Annotated in this window: 15 protein-coding genes; 4 read left to right on the top strand and 11 right to left on the bottom strand. The window is 63.1% G+C overall.

Translation table 11 applies throughout. The features are described from left to right. The 10 genes from ACF6ZU_RS23130 to ACF6ZU_RS23085 form a co-directional block, all read right to left on the bottom strand. Positions 1-804, bottom strand: coding sequence for a hypothetical protein (locus tag ACF6ZU_RS23130; protein ID WP_392887322.1), 804 nt, complete (start codon positions 802-804; stop codon positions 1-3). Continuing rightward, the gene (locus ACF6ZU_RS23125) at positions 785-2,491 is read right to left on the bottom strand and encodes a GspE/PulE family protein (protein ID WP_392887321.1); all 1,707 of its coding nucleotides are present in this window, start codon (positions 2,489-2,491) and stop codon (positions 785-787) included. Before ACF6ZU_RS23125 ends, ACF6ZU_RS23130 begins: the two co-directional genes overlap by 20 nt. Positions 2,492-2,574: 83 nt before the next feature. Next, positions 2,575-3,108 carry a response regulator gene (locus tag ACF6ZU_RS23120; RefSeq protein WP_392887319.1) on the bottom strand — a complete coding sequence of 178 codons (534 nt, stop codon included), beginning with the start codon at positions 3,106-3,108 and terminating at the stop codon, positions 2,575-2,577. 222 nt (positions 3,109-3,330) lie between these two features. Continuing rightward, positions 3,331-4,293 (bottom strand): peptidylprolyl isomerase, encoded by a 963-nt coding sequence (locus tag ACF6ZU_RS23115; RefSeq protein ID WP_392887317.1) that lies wholly within the window; start codon positions 4,291-4,293, stop codon positions 3,331-3,333. Positions 4,294-4,308: 15 nt separating this feature from the next. Then, complete coding sequence (locus ACF6ZU_RS23110) at positions 4,309-5,859, bottom strand: ABC transporter substrate-binding protein (protein ID WP_392887315.1); 1,551 nt, start codon at positions 5,857-5,859, stop codon at positions 4,309-4,311. Positions 5,860-5,869: 10 nt separating this feature from the next. Continuing rightward, a complete protein-coding gene (locus tag ACF6ZU_RS23105) occupies positions 5,870-6,490 on the bottom strand; it encodes an SCO family protein (protein ID WP_392887313.1) in 621 nt (206 codons plus the stop codon). Next, positions 6,487-7,143: an SCO family protein gene (locus ACF6ZU_RS23100; RefSeq protein WP_392887311.1), complete on the bottom strand. Its 657-nt coding sequence runs from the start codon at positions 7,141-7,143 to the stop codon at positions 6,487-6,489. The genes ACF6ZU_RS23105 and ACF6ZU_RS23100 overlap by 4 nt, the downstream gene beginning before the upstream one ends. 13 nt (positions 7,144-7,156) lie before the next feature. After that, positions 7,157-9,109 carry a cytochrome D1 domain-containing protein gene (locus ACF6ZU_RS23095; RefSeq protein WP_392887309.1) on the bottom strand — a complete coding sequence of 651 codons (1,953 nt, stop codon included), beginning with the start codon at positions 9,107-9,109 and terminating at the stop codon, positions 7,157-7,159. A 243-nt stretch (positions 9,110-9,352) separates the two neighbouring features. Continuing rightward, complete coding sequence (gene mnxG / locus ACF6ZU_RS23090; protein ID WP_392887307.1) at positions 9,353-15,187, bottom strand: manganese-oxidizing multicopper oxidase MnxG; 5,835 nt, start codon at positions 15,185-15,187, stop codon at positions 9,353-9,355. A 324-nt stretch (positions 15,188-15,511) separates the two neighbouring features. Further along, entirely contained in the window at positions 15,512-16,120 is a 609-nt protein-coding gene (locus ACF6ZU_RS23085) for a lytic transglycosylase domain-containing protein (protein WP_392887304.1), read from the bottom strand. Positions 16,121-16,314: 194 nt separating this feature from the next. Here ACF6ZU_RS23085 and gspG point away from each other — a divergent pair, with 194 nt between their 5' ends. The 3 genes from gspG (at position 16,315) to ACF6ZU_RS23070 (ending at position 18,738) form a co-directional block, all read left to right on the top strand. After that, entirely contained in the window at positions 16,315-16,764 is a 450-nt protein-coding gene (gene gspG / locus ACF6ZU_RS23080; protein ID WP_392887302.1) for a type II secretion system major pseudopilin GspG, read from the top strand. Between the two features lie 12 nt (positions 16,765-16,776). Next, entirely contained in the window at positions 16,777-17,964 is a 1,188-nt protein-coding gene (locus ACF6ZU_RS23075; protein ID WP_392887301.1) for a type II secretion system F family protein, read from the top strand. A 150-nt stretch (positions 17,965-18,114) separates the two neighbouring features. After that, entirely contained in the window at positions 18,115-18,738 is a 624-nt protein-coding gene (locus ACF6ZU_RS23070) for a hypothetical protein (RefSeq protein ID WP_392887300.1), read from the top strand. 136 nt (positions 18,739-18,874) lie between these two features. On the opposite strand, the gene ACF6ZU_RS23065 is transcribed toward ACF6ZU_RS23070, so the two are convergent. Then, positions 18,875-19,771, bottom strand: coding sequence for a LysR family transcriptional regulator (locus ACF6ZU_RS23065; protein WP_392887299.1), 897 nt, complete (start codon positions 19,769-19,771; stop codon positions 18,875-18,877). Between the two features lie 157 nt (positions 19,772-19,928). Here ACF6ZU_RS23065 and ACF6ZU_RS23060 point away from each other — a divergent pair, with 157 nt between their 5' ends. Continuing rightward, on the top strand, positions 19,929-20,948 hold the full coding sequence (locus ACF6ZU_RS23060; protein ID WP_392887297.1) for an alpha/beta hydrolase: 1,020 nt from the start codon (positions 19,929-19,931) through the stop codon (positions 20,946-20,948). The last annotated feature ends 17 nt before the right edge of the window (positions 20,949-20,965 follow it).

The following is a 20,965-nucleotide window of genomic DNA, read 5'->3' as shown; positions in this document are numbered from 1 at the left end:
TCAGGCCACCGCCCGGGACATCACGTACAGGCAATCGCGTACGGGTGTCCGGCCTTCTTCGAGGGTGCGCAAGTGCACATCGGGTACGTCGGGTTGCACGTCGATGCGCGCCGGGGCATGCAGGTAGACGTTCAGGGGACGTTCGCTGGTGGAGGCCTGCAACTGGCTTTCGCGACCGATCAAGGCGCTCAGCGCGGCGTCGCTGTCACTGCTGCCCACCGAACGCACCGAGGTCCAGCGACCTTCCCGGGCCAGCAGCAACACGCTGCGCACCGGCTCGGCGACCACAAACAGAAAGTCGCCGGCATTGAAGCTTTTGTCGAAGTGGTTGAACGCCGCCATCAGGTACGGCTGCACCGATTTCAAACGCAGGCCACGGGCGCTGACCAGGGTCCGCAGGCGGGCCAGCAAATCTTGTGGCAGTGCGCTGGCGATCCGGTCGTAACCCGCTGGTTCTGCCGAGAGCACCAGGGCCCAGGGTTGAGTCGGCGCACCGTACAGGTCTTCGAAGCACAGTTGGGCAAAACCGAGCAGTTCGTCAGGGCGGCTGATCTGCTCGCTCCAGGGCACCAGGCAGAAGCGGCTGAAGTGCCCGGAAATCACCACGCTCAACTCGGCACCGGCGCGGGTGTGATCGGCCAGCAGATGGTCGAGGGTGTCCAGCGCCACGGTCCAGGCATGGAAGCCTTCGTCGATGAAACCGACGCTGCCCAGCCACAGGGTTTCATTGCCCCGGCGCTGACCGAGGCCGACCCCACTGGCGCCGATGACGGCGATAAAACGATCACGAGACAAAAGTGACACGATTGATCTCCTCGAGCGTGGTCCGCCCTTCCTGAACCAGTTCCAGTGCCGACTCGCGCAGCAGGCGCAAGCCGCGTTTGCACGCATGGGCCTTGATTTTCGAGATCGGCTGGCGCTCGACGATCATCTGCCGCAGCTCGTCGTCCAGGTGCAGCAGCTCGGCAATCGCCGTGCGCCCGCGGTACCCGGTGCCGCGGCAATGGCCGCAACCTTTGCCATGCACGAAGTGGTAGTGACCGACTTTTTGCGGATCGAGCCCCGAGTCGCGCAGTTCATCATCGCTCGGCTGGCAAGGGGCGCTGCACGTGGTGCAGACCAGGCGAATCAAACGCTGGGCCAGCACGGCGTTGAGTGCGGAAACAAGGCTGTAGGGGTCGATTTCCATCTGGGTGAAGCGGCCGATCACGTCGAACACGTTGTTGGCGTGAATGGTGGTGAACACCAGGTGCCCGGTGAGCGCCGATTGCACGGCGATCTGCGCGGTATCGGGGTCGCGGATTTCACCGACCATGATCTTGTCCGGGTCATGGCGCAGGATCGAGCGCAGGCCGCGGGCGAAGGTCAGGCCTTTCTTTTCGTTCACAGGGATTTGCAGCACGCCCGGCAGTTGATATTCCACCGGGTCTTCAATGGTGATGATCTTGTCCACGCCGTGGTTGATCTCGGTGATCATCGCGTACAGCGTGGTGGTCTTGCCGCTGCCGGTGGGGCCGGTCACCAGCACCATGCCGTAGGGTTCGGCGGCCAGCCTGCGCAGTTGGCAGAGGGTTTCGTCTTCAAAGCCCAGCGCCTGCAATTGCACGCCGCAGACCTTGTCCGCCAGGTCCTGTTTGTCGAGCACCCGCAACACCGCGTCTTCGCCGAAAATGCTCGGCATGATCGACACCCGGAAGTCGATCTGCCGGCCGCTGATGCCGATCTTGAAACGACCGTCCTGGGGCACGCGTTTCTCGCCGATGTCCAGTTCGGCCATGACCTTGACCCGGGAGATCACCTGTTCGGCGAACTCGCTGCCCTGGATCTTGCTGATGTTGTTGAGCACGCCGTCGATGCGGTACTTGATCACCAGGCCAGTGCCGGTGGTGCCCAGGTGGATGTCGCTGGCGTGCATTTTCAAGGCGTCGTACAGGGTCGAGTTGACCAGCTTGACGACGACGCTGGCGTCCTCGCTGATGCTGGTCAGTGACAGGCTTTGCAGGGTGTCGGTTTCGATGTTGGCGTCGGCCTGGGCGTTGAGCGATTCCACCGCGTGGAAGCTTTCTTCGTGCCGCGCCAGGTACGCCTTCAGGTCGTCGGCATGCACCAGGTACAGCGGCGCGCCGTGCAGGCAGTCATCGATCCAGGCCAGGCGCGACGTGTCGAAGGGGTCGGCAAACACACCGATCACCGCATCGTCGTGACGTAGCAGGATGAATTCGCGCTTGAGGCATTGGGCCAGGGTGACCCGATCGAATACGGGAGTGGACTTGAACAGGTTGTCGGTGTCGAGCACCGGGTAATGCAGGGTGGCGCCGAGGCACTGGATGAAGGGCATGGGGGCCAGTTCGCACAATTCCCCAAGGGCTTCGAGCATCCGTTCGCCGGAACTGGCGGCCAGTGATCGTGCCTGGGCCAATTGCTCACTGGAAAAGCGCGACGGTACGGGTTCCAACTGCGCCGGTTCAACGGCAAGGGATAGACGGTCCATGGCTTGCTCTCCAACGCCGGGGGCTTTGAGCCCTGTCGACGCGGCGAGCAATTACGGCATTACCGCAACGGCTTGTCGCGCCACTACTCCCCGGTGAGCAATTGTTCGTCGTCTGGTGCCATGGCCGTCGAGGTACTTCGTCGACGATCCGCCAGCACCCAACTGCCGTCGTACAACTGCAGCGGGAAACTCTCGGTCCTGCTCTGGCGTCGTTCGACGAAACCTTCGGATGTGCCCACGCCCGCTTTGGGTTCGCGCTCCATCCCCAGAAGATCGCAGACTGCACGGGCCAATTCCGCCAACGGAAAGGGTTTGAACAGGATATGGCTGACTCCCAGTTGCCGGGCCCGCTCACAGACTTCAGCGGTCGGGTGCCCGGTAATCAGCACAAAGTGGCAATTCCTGTTCCGGCGGATGGCATCGAGCACCTCAAAACCTTCCATGTCCGGCAAGCGGTAATCGAACACCATCACATCGGGTGCAAACCGTTCGGCTTCGCCGATACCCGTCGCACCGTCATGTGCAATCCGGACGTCCAGTTCTTGCGCCTGAAGGTAATCCTTGAGGTTTTCGGCAAGAAGCTGTTCGTCTTCGACAACCAGTACTTTGTTTAACAAGGTGGACTCCTTGAAACCGCAGGTCCGATTTCCGAACCTGGCAAAGTGCCCGCCTTACCGAGGCTAACGCACACTTCATGCCAGGCTGATCGCCGGTTGTTTCACCGCTGCATGTGTTTGATTTTCATAAAAAAGCCTTTTCGCCCGAGTACAGCCTCCCCCAAAGGCGGGGACGCACACGGAATGGGCCTGAAGCTTTTCCCCACTATTGGGGGGGAAGCTTCATTCGTCGTCAATCCGTTCGATTCGATTGCTCGACCGCAATTGCGCCAGAACCTCGAGACGAGCCTGGGCCTGTTGCTGTCGGGCAAGGAACGCCCTGACCATCGCAAGTCCCTGCTCCTCTGTGACATCGGCTGCCTCCGAGTGGTTCTGTACATTTATCAAGTGCCAGCCCAGTGGTGTGCGAACCGGTTCACTCACCTTCCCCGTCGCCAGGGCAAACGCTGTTGCTTCAAATTCAGGCAGCATGCGTCCACGTGGAAAATAGCCCAGATCTCCGCCCTCGCTAGCCGAAGCGTCTTCAGACCCGCTGCGGGCCACGCTGGCGAAGTCCTCACCCTGGCTGATTTTCACTTGCATCTCTACCAAGCGTAGCCGTGCCGCTTCGACTGTGGCGGTATCGGCTTGCGGCGGCACCTTGATCAGGATGTGCCGCGCCTGCACGGCTTCGGGCCGGTTCATCTCGGCGCGGTGCTCCTCATAAAACGCGCGGACCTGCTTTTCGTCCGGGCCGTCGACGCGGGTCAATTCGGCATACACCTGCTGGGCCGCGAGTTCCTGACGGGTGTATTCGACAAAACCGGCCTCGTCGAAACCGGCGTCTTCCAGGCGCCGGGCGAACCTCTCGGTTCCGCCCAAAGCCTGCCGGGTCTGTTCAACCTGGCGTTGCACGACGGCATCGCTGATCACCACGCCGCGCTTCACCGCCTCCTGCCACAGCAGCTCGCGGTCGATCAGCGCGTCCAGGGCCTTTTGCCGCAGTTGCTTGTAGGCCTTGGGATTGCGAATGCTGCCGAGCGCCCGGCCCTGGTCCTCCAGGTACTCGGCAAAATAGCGCTCGAGGCGAAACTCGGAAATCTCTTCGCCATTGACCCGCGCGGCGGCCGGACCATTGCTGGCGAACGCCATGGGCAGCCACAGGGCCATCAGGGTCAGCAGGACCATCAGAGTCTTGAGCGTCATGATCGAGGCCTCCGGTCAGGGTGTCGCGGTAACGGATTTGTAAGGGGCGACCAGATAGAAACGCTGGTCGGGCAAGTCCACGGTGACGATATGCGCGCCGTTCAGGCCCAGGCGACGGCCCGGCCCGAAGCTGAGCCGCGGGGTCAGCCCGGTATCGAAGTCATGCAGGCCTTCCAGCGCATTGATCAGCTTCTCGCGGCTGGCGTCGCGCCCGGCCTGCTTCATGCCTTCGCTGAGCAGCAGCATCGAACTGAACGCGCCGACTTGCAGCACCGAGTGCTGGCCGCCGAGCCCTTGCTGTTCGCGCACCTGGGTCAGGGCCAGGCGCCCGGCCCGGGTCCAGTCGCTGGGAACGAACGGATAGGACAGGAACACCCGTCGGGAAAAACCGCTGGGCACCTGCAACAGGTCTCCCGCCACCTGATTCGACATGGCGAACAGGTACGGCACCTGCCCCGCTGTCTGCAACCGCGCGGCGAGCAGGCTGAAGTCGCCGCCGCAGCCCAGATAAAACACCGAGCGCGAGCCCAACGGCAGTTCGCCCTGTGCTGCGTCGTAAGCCTTGAGGCTGACATTCTGCCAGGCGTGATCTTGCAGGTACTGGCCGAGGGTCTGCGCCGCCAGCTGTTGGCCGGGGTCGTCCGTGTAGGTAATCAGCGTCGGCCCCTGGAGCACGCGCAAACTGCCGGAGGCGTAATCGGCCAGGGCGATCAGTTGCTCGCGAACCCCCGGCATCGGCTCGAAAATCTGCCGACTGGCTTGTGCGGTGCCTTGCAGCGAGAGCGGGCCGATCAGCGGAATGCCCGCCTGCTCCAGACGCGAAGCCATCTGCGAGTCGAGTGCCGGAGCCAATGGCGCGATCAGTGCGAACACCTGCTCCTGATCGATCAACTGATCCAGCGCCCGCTCGGCACTGAAGCGGTCCGGTCCCGGATCGAGGATCGTCAGGCGCAACTGCCGGCCATGAATGCCCCCCGCCTTGTTGATTCGCGCCACGCTGCCGTTGAGTACCGCGGCCACCGTCGCGCCCTCCTCGGCCAACGGCCCCTGACTGGGCAGCAACGTGCCCAGGTGCAGGCTGTCCGGGGTCAGGCCGGGATCGCGGTCATCGGCCAGGCGTTTGAGGTAGGCCGTGAGGTTGCGCTGATCGTTCATCGACAGCACGAACCGCGGCATCGCCGGGTCGAGGCGATTGTTGCCCGGATCGCGTCCCTCCTGGATCGCCCGCGCCAGGGTCCCTTCGGTGTACGCCGGGTAGTTGCGGCCATTGATTTGCCGTTGGCCGTAGGGGCCGGTCAGTCGTGACCAGCTCAGCTCCGGCGGGCGCACCCCACCTTCGGGGCGGCCCAGACCATCGCTGCCGTGACAGTTGGCGCACGGCAGGCTGGTCGCCGGCAGCAACATGCCCGACGCCCCGACCCGCGCCATGATCGGTTCACCGCTGCCCGACACACCCTCGCGGTACAGCCGTTTGCCGGCACTTTCGTCAGGGCTCAAGGGCAGCGTCGCGGCGGCGCAATGCAGGCTGCCGATCAGGAACAGGCCAAGGATCAGGGAGGCTTTCATGGTGCGGGGCTCAGCGGCCGGCCACGGGCATTGTCAGCAACTGCAAGCGCTGGGCAATGGCGGCAGCCGGGGCATCGGGACGAATCTTGCTCCAGCGTTTGTTGGCCACGTCACCCACGATCAGTTGCGTCGAATGCTGTTCGGGCGTCGGCACGATCTGCCCGATACGCCCCAGCACCAGGTCCATCTGGGCCTTGTCGCCCGTAAGAAAAAGCCAGTGGGGCCCATTGACGCCCTGCTTCAAGGTGTAAGCCTTGAGTACCGCCGGCGTGTCCCGCAGCGGATCACTGGTAAGGGAAATGAAAGTAATGCCGTCCGCCTTGTCCCCCAGCAACTCACGCACCTCCTTGAGCTTGCGGGTGATCAGCGGACAGGCATCGGTGCAACTGGTGAAAATCACGTTCAACAGCACCACGCGGTTGTGCAGCGCATCGCTATAGAACCGCAGGGTCTCGCCGTTCTGATCCTGCAGCGGCGTGTCGGTAAACCAGGTTTTCGCATCGCGCGTGCCGCCCGCCGGTTGGGCGGCGGCCACGGTGGGCGCAGGTTTTTCGTGGTCTTCGTGAGCGAAGGCCATCGAGCTGAATATCCAGAAGCACAGGCTCAGGGCAACCCACTCGGTGGCTCTCATGGTTGCTGCTCCATGGCGATGGCGGTGTGCTTGGCGTGGGCATTGCGCTGGCCGCTGAGTTTTTCCACTTCCCGGGTCAGCACGGCCGGGTCGGTGAAGCCGTAATAGCGCGTCCAGTGGCGACTGTTGCCGTCGCCGACGAGGATCAGCGGCTGGTGATTCTTGAAGTCACCGCTGAAAGTGCCGAGGCCTTTGAGGGTGGCGTTGATCGATTGCGTGCTGCCGGTCAGCCAGCTCCAGCCCGGGCCCTTCTGGAAGTTGCGGGCGTAGTCGTTCAGACGTTCGGCGTCATCGCGCTGCGGGTCGATGCTGATCGACACCAGTTGCACCTCGGTGCCGACCCGCGCCCCCAGTTGTTTCTGCACTTTGCCCATGATCGACGACACCACCGGGCAGACCGTGGTGCAACTGGTGTAGATGAAGCTCATGACCACGATTTTGTTGGTCACCAGGTCTTTTTCCAGGCGCACCGGCTTGCCGCTCTGGTCCACCAGCGCCACGTCGGCGAATTTGACCTGGGCCGTTTCGGCGCGGGCACTTTTGGCCGGCATTTCGTGCCCGGCATGTTCATCCGCCGAGTGCGCCAGGGCTTGCCCGATACCGGCGGCCAACAGGCAGAACGTCAGCAGTCCACGGGGTGCGAATCGGTTCATGTCGATTTCCTCTTCAGTGGGCATCGCCGGGCAGGACCCGAACGCTGGCAAAAGTCTTGTCATCAAAACCGGCGCCGAGGGACGCGGCGCGTACGTGCAGGTACCAGGCGCCGTCCCGCTCCAGGGTCACCGGGGCTTCATAGATCCCGTTGGCCACCTCAAGCGCAGCGACTTCCCGGGCATGCGAGGTCGGCGCGCGGAAGTAACGCACCTGAACATCCTTCACGCCGCTGCGCTGCGTCTTGTGCTGGCCCTGGACGATGCGGAAACGCACGGTGTAGGGGCTGCCGATTTCGGCGGTGGACTTGTCGAGCAGGAACTCGACTTTAGGCACGCCAGGGTGCCGGGCGAGGCTTTTGTCCGGTTCAACCAGGGCGGTGAAGCAATGGACGATGTTCGGTTGGTTGAGCAGGAACGCCACGTCGAAACGTCCGGCGCTGGGCAGTTTGATCCGTGCGCTGTACAGCCCCGGTTCGACTTCGCGCAGGCTGCGATCGATGACCATGGCCGCTCGCGCCACCTGCCCGCGATTGGGGTAGCCGGACATCGGCGCGTTCATGCCTTCGGCGTAGAAATAGGTGGTGTTGTCCACCGGGTTGACCACGAACACCGCGTTGTCATCCCGCGACACCGCAAGGCTCGACGCCAGTGGCAGGTCGCCGGCTAGGCGTGGCGCTTGCGGCCCGGCTTCGAAGCCCTGGCTGATCGGCTGACGACCTTCACCGAGCGATGACAGGTTGATCATCGTCACTTTGGGCGACGCCAGCCCGCGCACATAGGCGTAGGCCTTGGTGAACACCACTTGGTAGGGTTCGGCGGAGACGTCCAGTTGATGGATCAGTGAATCGGTGGCGGCATCGATCACCGAGGCCTGGTTTTCCAGGGTGTTGAGCACGATGCCGAAACGCCCGTCAGCGCTGAAACCCATCGGGCCCAGGCCTTGTTTGGCCTTGATCACCCGACGCACCGACTGGCTCGCGGCATCGACAACAGTGATGGTGCCGTCCTTGCCATCGGCCACGTACACCGCGCCGGACAGCGGCGAGTACGCCACCGACAACGGGTTCGAGCCGGTCTTGAGTTGCTTGTCGATGGTCAGGCTGGCGATGTCGATGATGCTCAGGGTGCCGTCGTCGCGGTTGCTAACGTAGGCGAAACGGCTGTCCTTGCTGAAGGCGATTTCGTGATGGCCGCGGCCGGTGGCCAGGTGTTTCAGGGGTTTGAGGCTTTGGCTGTCGATCACGGTGACGCCGGACGCTTCGGCCGTCGACGCATTGTTGCCGACCCACAACAGGCGCTCGTCCGGTTGCAAGGCCAGGCGCACCGGGTTGCTGCCGGCCGCCACCGAGTCGAGCACCTTGAATTGCTCGCTGTCGATGACGGCGACTTCACCGGCGGTGGGCATCGACACAAATACCCGCTTGTTGTCTTTCGGCGTGACCCAGTCCATCGGCGGTTGCTTGATGTCGATGCGCGCCAGCGTGCTGGTGATGCCGCCCACCGAGACCGATGGATCGACCACCGAGACGCTGGCGTCGCGGTTCATCACCAGCAGGAAGTAGCTGTTCAGGTCGAGCAGCGGGCGTGCGCCGATGGTTGATTTCAGGAACACCCCGACCCGGGACTTGCAGCTCTTTTCACGGCCCTGGGCCTGGTCGGCGGCAACGGCTTCCGGGTCCAGCCACGCACCGGGGTTGACCCCGGAAAGGGGTTGGCCCGAGGTGCTGTCACTGACCCGGAACAGCACGTCGGCGAACTCGCCTTCACGCAGTACGCCGTCCCCCGCCAATGAACGCAGCTCCAGCCCGACCGAGACACCGTCGCGCTCAAGGGTCTGGCCGCTCCAGGTGTCTGGCAGCGCTACCTCGCTGAGCATGGCCGAGGGCGCCGTGCGCCAGACGCCCAGGCAGAGCAGCGCCACGGCGACAACCAGCGCACATCCGGCAGTTCCAATAGTTCTGTTCATATCAGCCTTTCCCCTTACAGATCTGTGCCTGTCTTACGGACGCCATCGCTGGCAAGTCGGGCCGCCGCATCGCAGCTCCTACAATTTGAAACCCTGTGAACCCGGTTCCTACAATTTGGAACCTTGTGAACCCGATCCCCTGTAGGAGCCGGCTTGCCGGCGATGAGGGCCTCAAACCCTGCATCGCCCTCCAGGCCGCCATCGCCGGCAAGCCGGCTCCTACAGGTCAGCGTCGTTCAATGCCTATGGCGCCGGCGCCGGTTCGGGTTCATTGGTCACCCGCAGCAATCCCCACAGCCCGGCGGTGTTGCCGTAGGCGGCGTAATCACGGAACAGGTAGTCGCCCGGTATCGCGTTGCTGCCCCCGGCGCTCGGGTGCATGAAGCTGAAGTGCGCCGCCGGCAAGACGCTTTCACGGGCGCCGATGTACATCGACATCGGGTTGTAGCCAAACCGCACCGACCCCACGCCTGGCGTACTCATCGGGTAACCACCGGTGTCACTCTTCTCCGACTGGAACGGGTTGACCGACCACACGTGACCGTCCAGCTGGAACGTCGTACCGCGGCTGCCACCACTCGGCATCAGGATGTGCGTACGGAACGGTTGCCCCGGTTTCACATACAGCACCGGCGTTTGTGGGTCGCCGCCGATCAGCGCATTGCTGTAGGCCATGTGCGCGTTCGGCATATCACCGTAACCGGCACCGTCGGCGTGACCGAACGGCGCATCCGGCGCCAGCCCAAAGCGGAACCACAGCGGCTCTGCCTTGTAATTGATGGCCATGCTCGAGTTGTCCTGCGGATCGGTCGGAACCCCGAAACCTTCGGCAGCAATACCTTCCACCGGCCGACCGTTGGCCCAGCGTATGTTCAACGCTTTCTGCCAGACCATCGCAAAGTCGCGGTAAACAGCCTGCCCCGGTGCTGTGACGGTCGCGTTGGTTTTACGCGCGTCCTCAACCCAGGTCGCACCGATCGGCAGAATGCTCATCGCCCCACCCAGTCCTTTTTGCGGTTGTTTGATCAGGTCCGCCGGGGTGATGTTCAACCCGCCAAACTCCACCGCCGTGGCGTTGATGTTGTCGACGCTGCGGCCCAGTTGCGTGATCGGTTTGCCTTCACGCTCCAGATGCCCGGCGTAGTACTGATAAGTACGCGTCGGATATGCACCGGTGTTGCCGACCCGTGGTGGCACGGTCTGGATCGGGTTGGCGCCCACGTTGGTGCCGTCGGATTTCGTAATGTCATACGACAGCAGCTGCGCATGGAAACCCACATGACTGGACGGACGAATCAGGTTGTTGGTGAAGATGGTCGAGCCCTGGCCACTGTTGCGATCACGCTTGACCAAGCCTTGCATCACGGCCGTCTGGGTCAGATCAGGCATGATCATCGGCAAGCGGTTTTCCAGGGTGACGTTAATGCAGTCACCCGCTGCCGCGCGCAATACCAGTGGTTCTACCGGTACACCCGCTTTCAGCTTGCCGGTGCTCGGGTCGAGGTCGGATTTGCGCACATACAGAATCGCGGTCGGATCATGCAACGGCCCGCTCTGCCCACCGATGGTGATGGTCTCGCCATCTTCCGGATCAACCACAGTGACCTGCGGGATATTGACCGGCCGCGAGTTGAACACCAGGGTGCCACCCGCCGCATTCAACGGCCCACCGACGTGTTGGCCGACGCCGGCTGGATCGCCGATGGTCAGGTTCAACGGATTGCGCAAGATGTCGTTGGCGAGCGCTGCCACCACTTCATAGTTGCGTTGCACGGTTGGCCGGGTGCCGATGCCATTCGGGTTGGCGCTGATCCGTGGGCAAGAGCCATCGAATGCCACGGTGTTGCGCATGCCCGCCGGTTTCGGGTTGTTCGGCACGGCGAACAGGTCGCTGCGCTGGGCCGTGTAGTTGCGCATCACGCCCCAGATGCCGTTCCAGTAACCTTCGATGGAAGCGTCCATCGAGTACAGGTAATCCCCGGTAGTCGCCGCCGAACTGGAGAGCATCGAGACCGGCGCATTGAAGCCCATCTGCTCGGAGATGCCGACCATCTGCGACGCCCGCCAGCCGGAGTTGGAGCTGTTGCCGAAGCCGGAACCGCTCTGCAGCCATTTCACCCCGTGCAAGGTGATGTTGTGCTCCTCCTCATGACCGCCAGCGTGTACCCGCAACCGCACGTTGTCACCGGTGTAGGTACGCAGCATCGGCGTGAACGGGTCGCCCGGTTCGGCGCCGCCACGGTTGATGTGCGGCGGGAACAAGGTGGTGCCGCCGGTTGGGCCGGTGGCCGCAGTGACCAGGTTGGGCGCCAGGTTCATCGCCGGAATCGCCCGGTCGGTGCGGCTTTGCATGGCGTACGCGAGGTCGCCACCAAGGCCGTCGGCCTGCATGCCGCGCTTGCCGTCCGGGCCGACCTTGTTCGGGTCATACACCCGCAGGGCCAGCGGTTCGTTGCGGTAATTGACCACGAACATGCCGGGATCATCGACCGAGATCGCTTGCGGGCACGGCCGGCTTGGGCAACCCGGCACCATGCCGCCTTGCACTTCGATGATGCCATCGAGCAAGGTGCTGGCATTGTTGCGCACCGGCGGATTGATGGCGTAGCGGAAGCTGTCCGCGGTGGCCGGGAAGGCTTGCGGGTTCGGCACGCCATTCGGGCCGGCGCCCACATACACACCGGCTTCATAGGCGTGCTGGAAGTCGCTGTACTCGAGGAAGAACTCGCGGAAGCTGTCGTTCTTGCCGTCGCCATCCAGGTCACCGGTGGACACCACTGCCTGCCACGAAGTTGGCCCGCCGTCCTGACGCGCGCCGCTGTACAACGGCTCGCCGGTTTCAGCGTGGAACCAGGTCGAGCCGGCCGGCTCGGCCAGCACGGTGGCGTACAGACCGATCTGTTGGTGAGTCGATGGGCCGAGGTGGTCGTGGGTAAAGATGGTCCCCAGGCCACGGTCGACACCTTTGGTGTTGATCACCGGATCGACGAACCAGCGCTGCATCGCCGTGCGCGCCCCGACCCAGTCCGCCCGGCCGAATTGACCGAAGTACGGATGGTTTTTGGCTTTCGGGCAGGCGGCCGTGCCGTCTCGCGGATCGGCGCTTTCACACTGGTTGAACTCGCGAATGGCGTGGATGCGCTCTTGCACCGCACCGGGGGAAAGCACGCCGTCCTCGTAGTTCCAGCCGTTGGCCGAACCGTCGGCCGCCGTCAGGTCCCATTTCGGCAGGTGAATGTGCTGGCCGATCACGTCGGTCGGCGTGCGCACTTGGTAGTCGTCCATTTCATAAATGGCCGGCACCAGGTTGGTTTGCTGGTACTGCACGCAGTCGAAGGTGTTCATGCGCATCACCAGAGGCTCTGGCGGACGCTGCTTGGTAATCACCGGCCAGGCGTCTTCCCAGAGTGCCAGGATGCGGGCTTGCGGGAAGTGATAACCGACCTTGTTGTACACCGCGTCGAACTGAATGTTCGCCGCTTTGTAGACCCGTGGACGGTCGGCCGTGAAGGTCGAGGACCCGCTGTAAGACATGCCGTCGAGCCGTTCGCCGCTGGCAAACTCACCGATACCGGCGTTGCTGGTCAGGCGTTTTTGCCGGTCGTCCATGCACGGTTCGTAGTACGGCGCACCGGCGGTAGGTAACGCACCGTTCGTGCGGAAGGCACGCGCAACGATTTGATTGCCAGGCAGCACGGCAAAGCTGGGGTGATCTTTTTTCGCGTGGAAAGCCATGGCGGCCTGTTCCACTTCGGTGCCCTCTTCCGGCAGGTACAGCGGCTTGGCGCGGGTCACTTCCTTGGAGAAATCCAGCGAAGTGGTCACGGTGTGCGCCTCGCCGCCGGAGGAGAAACCGTCCAGGGAATGACGCCCCAGACCGCCGTCCCAACCACCGGACTGCGCCGGATCGAGGTTCGCCCACAAGGCATTGCCGCTGCCTTTCAAGGCCTGGGCCTTGGCGGCGTCGAGCATGTCCAGCGGCGGGGTTGGCGGGCGTTGGCCGACCGAGCTTTCCATGCCGCCGATCCAGAACGGATAACCAGGGTTTTTCAGGCTGCCGTCGGCATTGCGGTTGGCTTCACTGCGGTCAACCAGCGCCAGGGAGCCGATGGCCTGAGCGCCACCGCCATGGTGTTCGCCGTCGTCATCGTCGCCCTCCTCTTCATCATCGTCGTCATTGGCTGCAACCAGGGTCTCGCCGATTTTCGGCACGACCGCGACTTTGCCAGGCATGGGCGCCATGGCCTTGCCCGGCAACGGCACAACAGCGGGAATCGGCGTGCCGGCGACAATCTCGCCATCGGGCAAAGCCCGGGCACCCGCGGCCGGTTTGCCGCTGCGCAGCGCATAGGGTTCGCTGTGATAACCGTCGGCACCTTGCTGCGAGACTTCCAGCCGCGTGCCTTCTTCAAACACATCGTGGACCCTCCACATGCTCCACATGCCCTGGGCAAAATGCGGATAGAAGTGGCAGTGATAGATCGCATCGCCTGCCACCCGGTTGCGGTTGCCCGAACCGCCGTTGGCGATTTCATAGGTGTAGCCGGCGCCCGGCCCGATGCCCTGGGCGTCCACGTAGTCGGAGTTGTCATCGTTGGGGTTGAACAGCCACTGATGCCCGTGCAGGTGGAAGATGTGCTGCTCGTGGCCGTTGTGGGTATTGCGGAATTTGACGAAGTCACCGATGTAGCTGTGGTTGACGTTGGCCGGCTCCGACGGATACAGCGCCATCGTCGCCTTGACCCCGACCTGATCGGCGCGAGGAGTTTCGCCCGGACGGATGTTTTCCAGCCCGGCGTTGGCCGGTACGTCCACCAGCATCGCCACGTCGCCAACGGTATGGGAACTGAGGAAGAATTCTTCGTAGGCGCAGGACAGGCAATCGTGCATCGGCCCGACGCCCAGGCGATTGGCGACTACCTCGGCGCCCATGCCGCCGGAGCCGTAGTTGATCATGAACGAGTCGCGGGTCGGTTCCAGCACATGGGCCATGACCGGGTCTTCCCAGTACGCGGGAAAGGCCTGGGTCGCAGCGGTTTCATCCTGGAACTGGGACGCGAAATCGCGGAACGGTTCCAGCCGGTTCGGCAGCGCGGGGTTGCGTTTGCCGATGGCTTCCAGCGGATAGGTCGACGCCGGGAAGCTGCCGTCGGCGTTGCTGCCCATGACAATCGCGTCGCTCTCGCTGGAGATGATTTCATTGCCGTCGACCATGTTGATGATCGGCGTACCGGCCTTGCCTTCACGAATCCACGGTTCGCGCTGCGGGTAGCGGGCCTGGTAGTCGACAATCGGTTGCCCGGCGGGGGTGCGGCCGGTGCTGGCCAGACGCATTTCTTCTTCAGTCAGGGTGTTGCGATAGGTGCGACCGCCCTTGGGCACGACCACCACTTCGCCGAACAGGCCGTTGGCCACGTTGCCTGCATCGCCCTCGCCACCGAACGTCGCGCCGCGGCTGCTGGCCGCGAATGCGCCTTCACGCTCGGCATACAAGGTATAGGAACGGCTCGCACCGGGGGCCACCAGGGTATTGGCATTGCGCCCGGTGTAGGACGAGATGTCGTCGATGCTGTTGACCGCTTGCATGCCATTGACCTGGAAGCCGACATGCCGGTCCGTGACTTGCTCGTCGACCTTGAAGTCTTCGGCTGCGCCGATTTCGACTTCACCTTCGATCTCTCCTTCTTCTTCCTCGCCATCGTCGTGGCTGCCGGGGTTGGCCTGATAGGCCAGCAGGTTCTGCAGGTTGACGGTCAGGCAGTCACCGGCGGCAACGCGCAATACCAGCGGACGCGGACGCTTGTCGGGCCGCAGCGAAACCTTGCCCGGCACCGCCGCGCCTCCCTGGGAGAGCGGCATGTCATGGTCATCGACCACGTCACGGCGCAGGGCGAACATCATGCCGTTGGCGTTCTGTGCGCCGAGGCGGTTGAACATCAGCGGCTGGTCCAGCGCCACGACGTTCGCCACCAGATTGCGCTCGCAGCGCACCGCGGCCTCAGCGAGCTCGATGCCGAGCAGCGGCGCAAGAAATAACAGCAGGTTAACCAAGTGATGAGCGTGGGGTATGCCGGTCATGATCATGGGCCTCGCTGTGGGTGCTCACAGGGAATGGTTCTCGACAAATCCCCCAGAGCAATCCCTATGCCATAAATAATATGTTTGTTTTTCATGCACTTATGTAAACGACTTGATAAGTCGGGGGATATTCCCCACCCAATCCCCACTTTTCGGGTTGACGCCAATTCCACTTTGAAACGCCTGTACCCTGTGGGAGCGAGCCTGCTCGCGAAGGTGTGTCAGCAGCAGAGAAGTCGGATGACACACCTTCGCGAGCAGGCTCGCTCCCACAATGGGATTTCGTGCAAGGCGTGGTTCCCCACATGTGGGGCCAACCCCCCATCACAGCGGCGCATCCTCGGCCAGGCCCTGCAAGCGGCGGTACTGGCGCAGCACGCTAGGCACGTAACGCTGGGTTTCGGCGAACGGCGGGATCACCCCGCCACGGCTCAGCACCGCTTGCGGTCCGGCGTTGTAGGCCGCCACGGCAAGGGCGATGTCGTTGTCGAACAGGGTCATCAGGCGCTTGAGGTATTTGGCCCCGCCCTGGATGTTGGCCTTGGGGTCGTAGACGTTGGCCACACCCATCTCGCGGGCGGTGTCGGGCATCAATTGCATCAGCCCGCCCGCGCCTTTCGCTGACGTTGCGCCCGAGTCGTAGTGGGACTCGGCCTGGATCACCGCATGCAACAGCGCCGCCGGCAATTCATTGGCCGTGGCGGCCGCCGAGACCAGCTCGGCATAGGGTCGGGTGGCGATCAATTGCGGCTGCTGATCAAGGCTGACCAGCGCCTTTTCGGGCTCATGAATCACCCGTTCATAGACGCGACCGGGACGGTGGACATTGGACAAGACGTAGCTGCCTTTACTGTCCAAGGAAACGAATACATCGGCCTGGGCTGTGCCTGCCAACAACACACAGCCGAGCAGTCCTGTGGTGAGTGTTTTCATTCTTCTGTCTCCCCTGACCGACCCCGAAAAATGGGGGTAATGCCCCAATGGCCGGTAGTAAACCAGCCATACGCAAGCACTGTGCCGGAAGACAAAAGCCCCGTATTACGGGGGTCTCAGGAAGGTGAGTGGGGGTGAGCATGGCAATTGCATGAGCCGCAGGGCGACCCTTCTGCCGACTGTGTGAGGTCATCATGAATCAGCGTCTGTGTTGTGCCCTGCGTAACGGTTCACCGCGAACCCAGCGCGGGTTCACCCTGCTCGAACTGTTGGTGGTGCTGGTGGTGCTCGGGTTGTTGGCCGGCATCGTCGCGCCGAAGTATTTCGCCCAGCTGGGCCGCTCCGAAGTGAAAGTGGCCAAGGCGCAAATAGAAGGCCTGGGCAAGGCACTGGACCTGTACCGCCTGGAGGTCGGCCACTACCCGTCGACCGAACAGGGTTTGCAGGCGCTGGTCACCGCACCCAGCGACGAAACTCGCTGGACGGGCCCGTACCTGCAGAAAAAACTGCCCCAGGACCCGTGGGGCCGTAACTACACCTACCGCTACCCCGGCGAAAACGGCGAGTACGACTTGCTGTCCATGGGCAAGGACGGCCAACCCGGCGGCGAAGGCGAAAACGCCGAAGTCACCAGCTGGCAGTGACGGGAGGCGACCATGCGCTTTCATCTCAAGGCCGTGGGCAAGGCCGGCGTGGTCTCGATGACCGTCGAGGCCCAAGGGGACAGCGAAGCCCGGCACATCGTCGAAGACCAGGGCTTGCGGGTGCTCAGCCTGCAAGCCGAGCGGCACTGGCGGGCACTGCGTTTGCAAAAGCGCGAGTCGTTCAACCTGGTGCTGTTCAGCCAGGAACTGACCACCCTGCTCAACGCGGGCCTGCCATTGATCGATGCCCTGGAAAGCCTGGCGGAAAAGGAAACCGCGCCCCAGGCCCGCAAAACCTTGAGTGAACTGGTGCGCCTGCTGTACGAGGGCAAATCGTTCTCCCAGGCATTGGGTCAACTGTCAGCGGTGTTCCCGCCTCTGTACGTGGCACTGGTGCAGTCCAGCGAAAAAACCGGCGCCGTGGGTGATGCCCTGGGCCGCTATGTCAGCTATCGCCAGCGCATGGACGAGGTTCGACAGAAGATCGTCAGCGCCTCGATCTACCCGATGCTGTTGCTGGTGGTGGGCGGTGGCGTGGTGCTGTTCCTGATGGGCTACGTGGTGCCGCGCTTCAGCCTGGTGTTCGAAGGGCTGGGCTCGAACCTGCCGTGGCTGTCGCAGATCCTGATGAGCAGCGGGATGTTCCTGCATGCCCACCAGCTCGAATTTTTCGGCGGGCTGGGGGCGATCATCGTCGCCCTCGCCTTCCTGCAACGCCAACCGGCCTTTCGCCGGGGCGTGGACCGGGTGATCGAAAAACTCCCGGCGGTCCACCAGCGAATATTCATGTACGAACTGGCGCGCTTCTACCGCTCGCTGGGCATCCTGCTGCAGGGCGGCATCCCGCTCGTCACGGCCATGGGCATGGTCCGCGGCCTGTTGACCGTGGCCTCCCGCACACGCCTGGACCAGGCTTGCGAGCGGGTGCGCGAGGGGCAATCGCTGTCGGCCGCGCTGGAACTCAACCACCTGGTCACCCCGGTGTCCCTGCGCCTGCTGCGGGCGGGCGAACAGTCCGGCAACCTCGGGCAAATGATGGAACGCAGCGCCGACTTCTACGACGAGGAAATCAGCCGCTGGATCGAATGGTTCGTGCGCCTGTTCGAGCCCTTGCTCATGACCTTCATCGGCCTGCTGATCGGGGTCATCGTGATCCTGATGTACATGCCGATTTTCGAACTGGCCTCGAGCATTCACTGAACCCTTGGGACAAGGTCGAGTTGTACCGTTCATCGTTCAACGACATTGCAACTGAATTAATCCGCGCGTTGCGGTGTTCTCCCACTGAATCGATCAGCACGTTGCAGTGTTCATCAACGTTCCAACCTGAATAAGAAAACGGAGAACGACATGCACATCAACAAGCTCTTGTTGGCAGTAGCGATTGGCGCGGTCCTGTCGGCGTCTACCGTATTGATTCCGGATAGCCTGTCCGGCGTATCGAGCGCTCAGGCCAAGGATGGTGGTGGTGGCGGTGGTGGCGGTGGTAGCGGTGGTGGCGGCGGCGGCGGAAACGGTGGTGGCGGCAATGGCGGCGGTCACGGTGGTGGCGGCAACAGCGGCGGTCACGGCGGAAGCGGCAATGGCGGCAACAGCGGCGGTCACGGTGGTAGCGGCAGTGGCGGCAACAGTGGAAGCGGCGGCAATAGCGCCAGCGGTCACAGCAGCAGCGACCATGGCTCGGGACATTCCGGCAACACCGCCTCATCCGGTCGCAGCGGCACCCATGCCGAACCGGGAGACGATCACGGCGTTCACAATGCCGGTGAAGTCGGCCATAACCGCGGGGTTCACCATGCCGGCGAAATCGGCCACAACCGCGGTGTGCATCACGCCGGCGAAATCGGCGATGACCACGGCGTTCATCGCTCCGGTGAAATCGGTGATGACCACGGCGTTCACCGCGCCGGTGAAATCGGCGATGACCGCGGCGTGCACGTCGGTGGCGAACCGGGGGATGACAGAAGGTCCTGATCACCGCTGATCTCAAGACCACCCTAAATCCAATGTAGGAGTGAGCCTGCTCGCGATAGCGGTTTGTCAGATAACACTATGTTGACTGATACACCGCTATCGCGAGCAGGCTCACTCCTACAAGGATTGTGTGAACCTAGAGACCGCCCTCGCGCTGATCCAGCCGCTCACGCAAAAACTCCACCAACGCCTGCACCGGTCGCGAACGCTGGCGATGCTGCGGGTACACCGCCGACAAGGTCAGCGGATCCGTGCGAAACTCGTCCAGCACCGGCACCAGCCGTCCATCCTTCAGCGCCGCCCCGACGATGAACGTCGGCAGATAGGTAATCCCCATCCCGGCAATCGCCGCATCCTTGAGCAGCTCCCCGTTGTTGACCCGCATCCGCCCGGTGACATTCACCACCAGCGGCTTGCCCTGCCCCGCAAAACGCCACTGCACCTGACGACCATGCCCGTACGGCAGGCAGTCGTGCGCGTGCAGGTCCTCGGGTTTGAGCGGCGTCCCGCGCTCCGCCAGGTAAGCCGGGCTGGCGCAATACACCCGCTGGATCGAGGCGATGCGCCGGGCAATCAGCGTCGAGTCTTCCAGGGTGCCAATGCGCAACGCCAGGTCATATCCCTCGCCGAGCAAATCCACCGGGCGATCGCTCAAGTCCACCTCCACGGTGACCTCGCGATAGCGCTGCAAAAACACCGGCAACAGACACCCCAGGTGCGCCAGCGCAAACGACAACGGCGCACTCACCCGGATAGTCCCGCGCGGCTCGGTGGTCTGCCCGGCGATGCCCTGCTCCACCTGCTCGACTTCGCTGAGCAGGCGCAGCGCCGATTCGTAATAGCTCTGGCCCAGCGGCGTCACGTCCAGCCGCCGTGTCGAGCGGTTGAGCAAACGCACGCCCAGACGCTCTTCCAGCTGCATCAGGCGCCGGCTGACGAACTGCTTCGACAGGCCCAATTGATCGGCCGCCGCGGTGAAGCTGCCGGAGTCCATCACCTGGCAAAAAATACGCATGTCTTCGAACGGGTTCATTGTCACGCCTTGGTTGACAGTTAAACGCTTTATAGCGGCTTTTTCCCTTTCAGGCACCCTATTAATCTGTGTCCACGGTGTTGCTGAGGCCTGAAATGCCAGCAGCCACCTGACCCTTAGGTAATCAACTTCTAACTAACTAAAAAGGATTTACCCCATGAACCTCGTCAAGAAAACCCTGACCGCTTCCCTCCTCGCCCTCGCCGTTGGCAACGCTTTTGCCGCGGGCAGCCCGGGCGTCGAGCACAACACCCAGGCGTTCCTCGAAGCACTCGCCGCCGGGGGTGGCAAGCCGCTTGAACAGCTGAGCCCGAAAGACGCTCGCGCGGTACTGACCGGTGCGCAGAATTCGGTGAAGGTAGACCTGTCGGGTGTAGACGTCAGCGACCGCGCCATCAAGGTCGACGGGCAAACCATCAACCTGAAAATCGTCCGTCCGGCCAAGGTCAAGGGTGAATTGCCGGTGTTCATGTTCTTCCACGGTGGGGGCTGGGTGCTGGGCGATTACCCGACTCACCAGCGTCTGATCCACGACTTGGTGGTCGGCTCCGGCGCCGTCGCGGTGTATGTCGATTACACCCCGTCGCCGGAAGCGCACTACCCGACCGCGATCAACCAGGCTTACGCCGCGACCCGCTGGGTAGCCGAACATGGCAAGGACATCGGCGTCGACGGCAAGCGCCTCGCGGTAGCCGGCAACAGCGTCGGCGGCAACATGGCCGCGGTCGTGGCGTTGATGGCCAAGGAACAGAAAACCCCGGCGCTGCGCTTCCAGTTGCTGATGTGGCCGGTGACCAACGCCGGGTTCGACACCGGCTCGTACCAGCAATTTGCCGAGGGGCACTTCCTGACCAAGGGCATGATGAACTGGTTCTGGGACAACTACACCACCGATCAGGCCGAGCGTGCGCAGGTCCATGCCTCGCCATTGCGGGCCAGCGCCGAACAGCTCAAAGGGTTGCCTGCCGCCCTGGTGCAAACCGCCGAGTTCGACGTGCTGCGTGACGAAGGCGAAGCCTATGCCCGCCACCTCGATGCGGCCGGTGTACCGGTCACGGCGGTGCGCTACAACGGCATGATCCACGACTTTGGCCTGCTGAACCCGCTGAGCCAGATTCCGGAAGTGAAAGCGGCGGTGCGTCAGGCCGCGCTGGAGCTCAAGACTCATCTGAACTGAGTCCTGTGGGAGCGAGC

The organism is Pseudomonas migulae, assembly GCF_043225285.1.
Lineage (GTDB): Bacteria > Pseudomonadota > Gammaproteobacteria > Pseudomonadales > Pseudomonadaceae > Aquipseudomonas > Aquipseudomonas migulae_C.
This window is presented reverse-complemented; position numbering and strand designations above follow the sequence as displayed.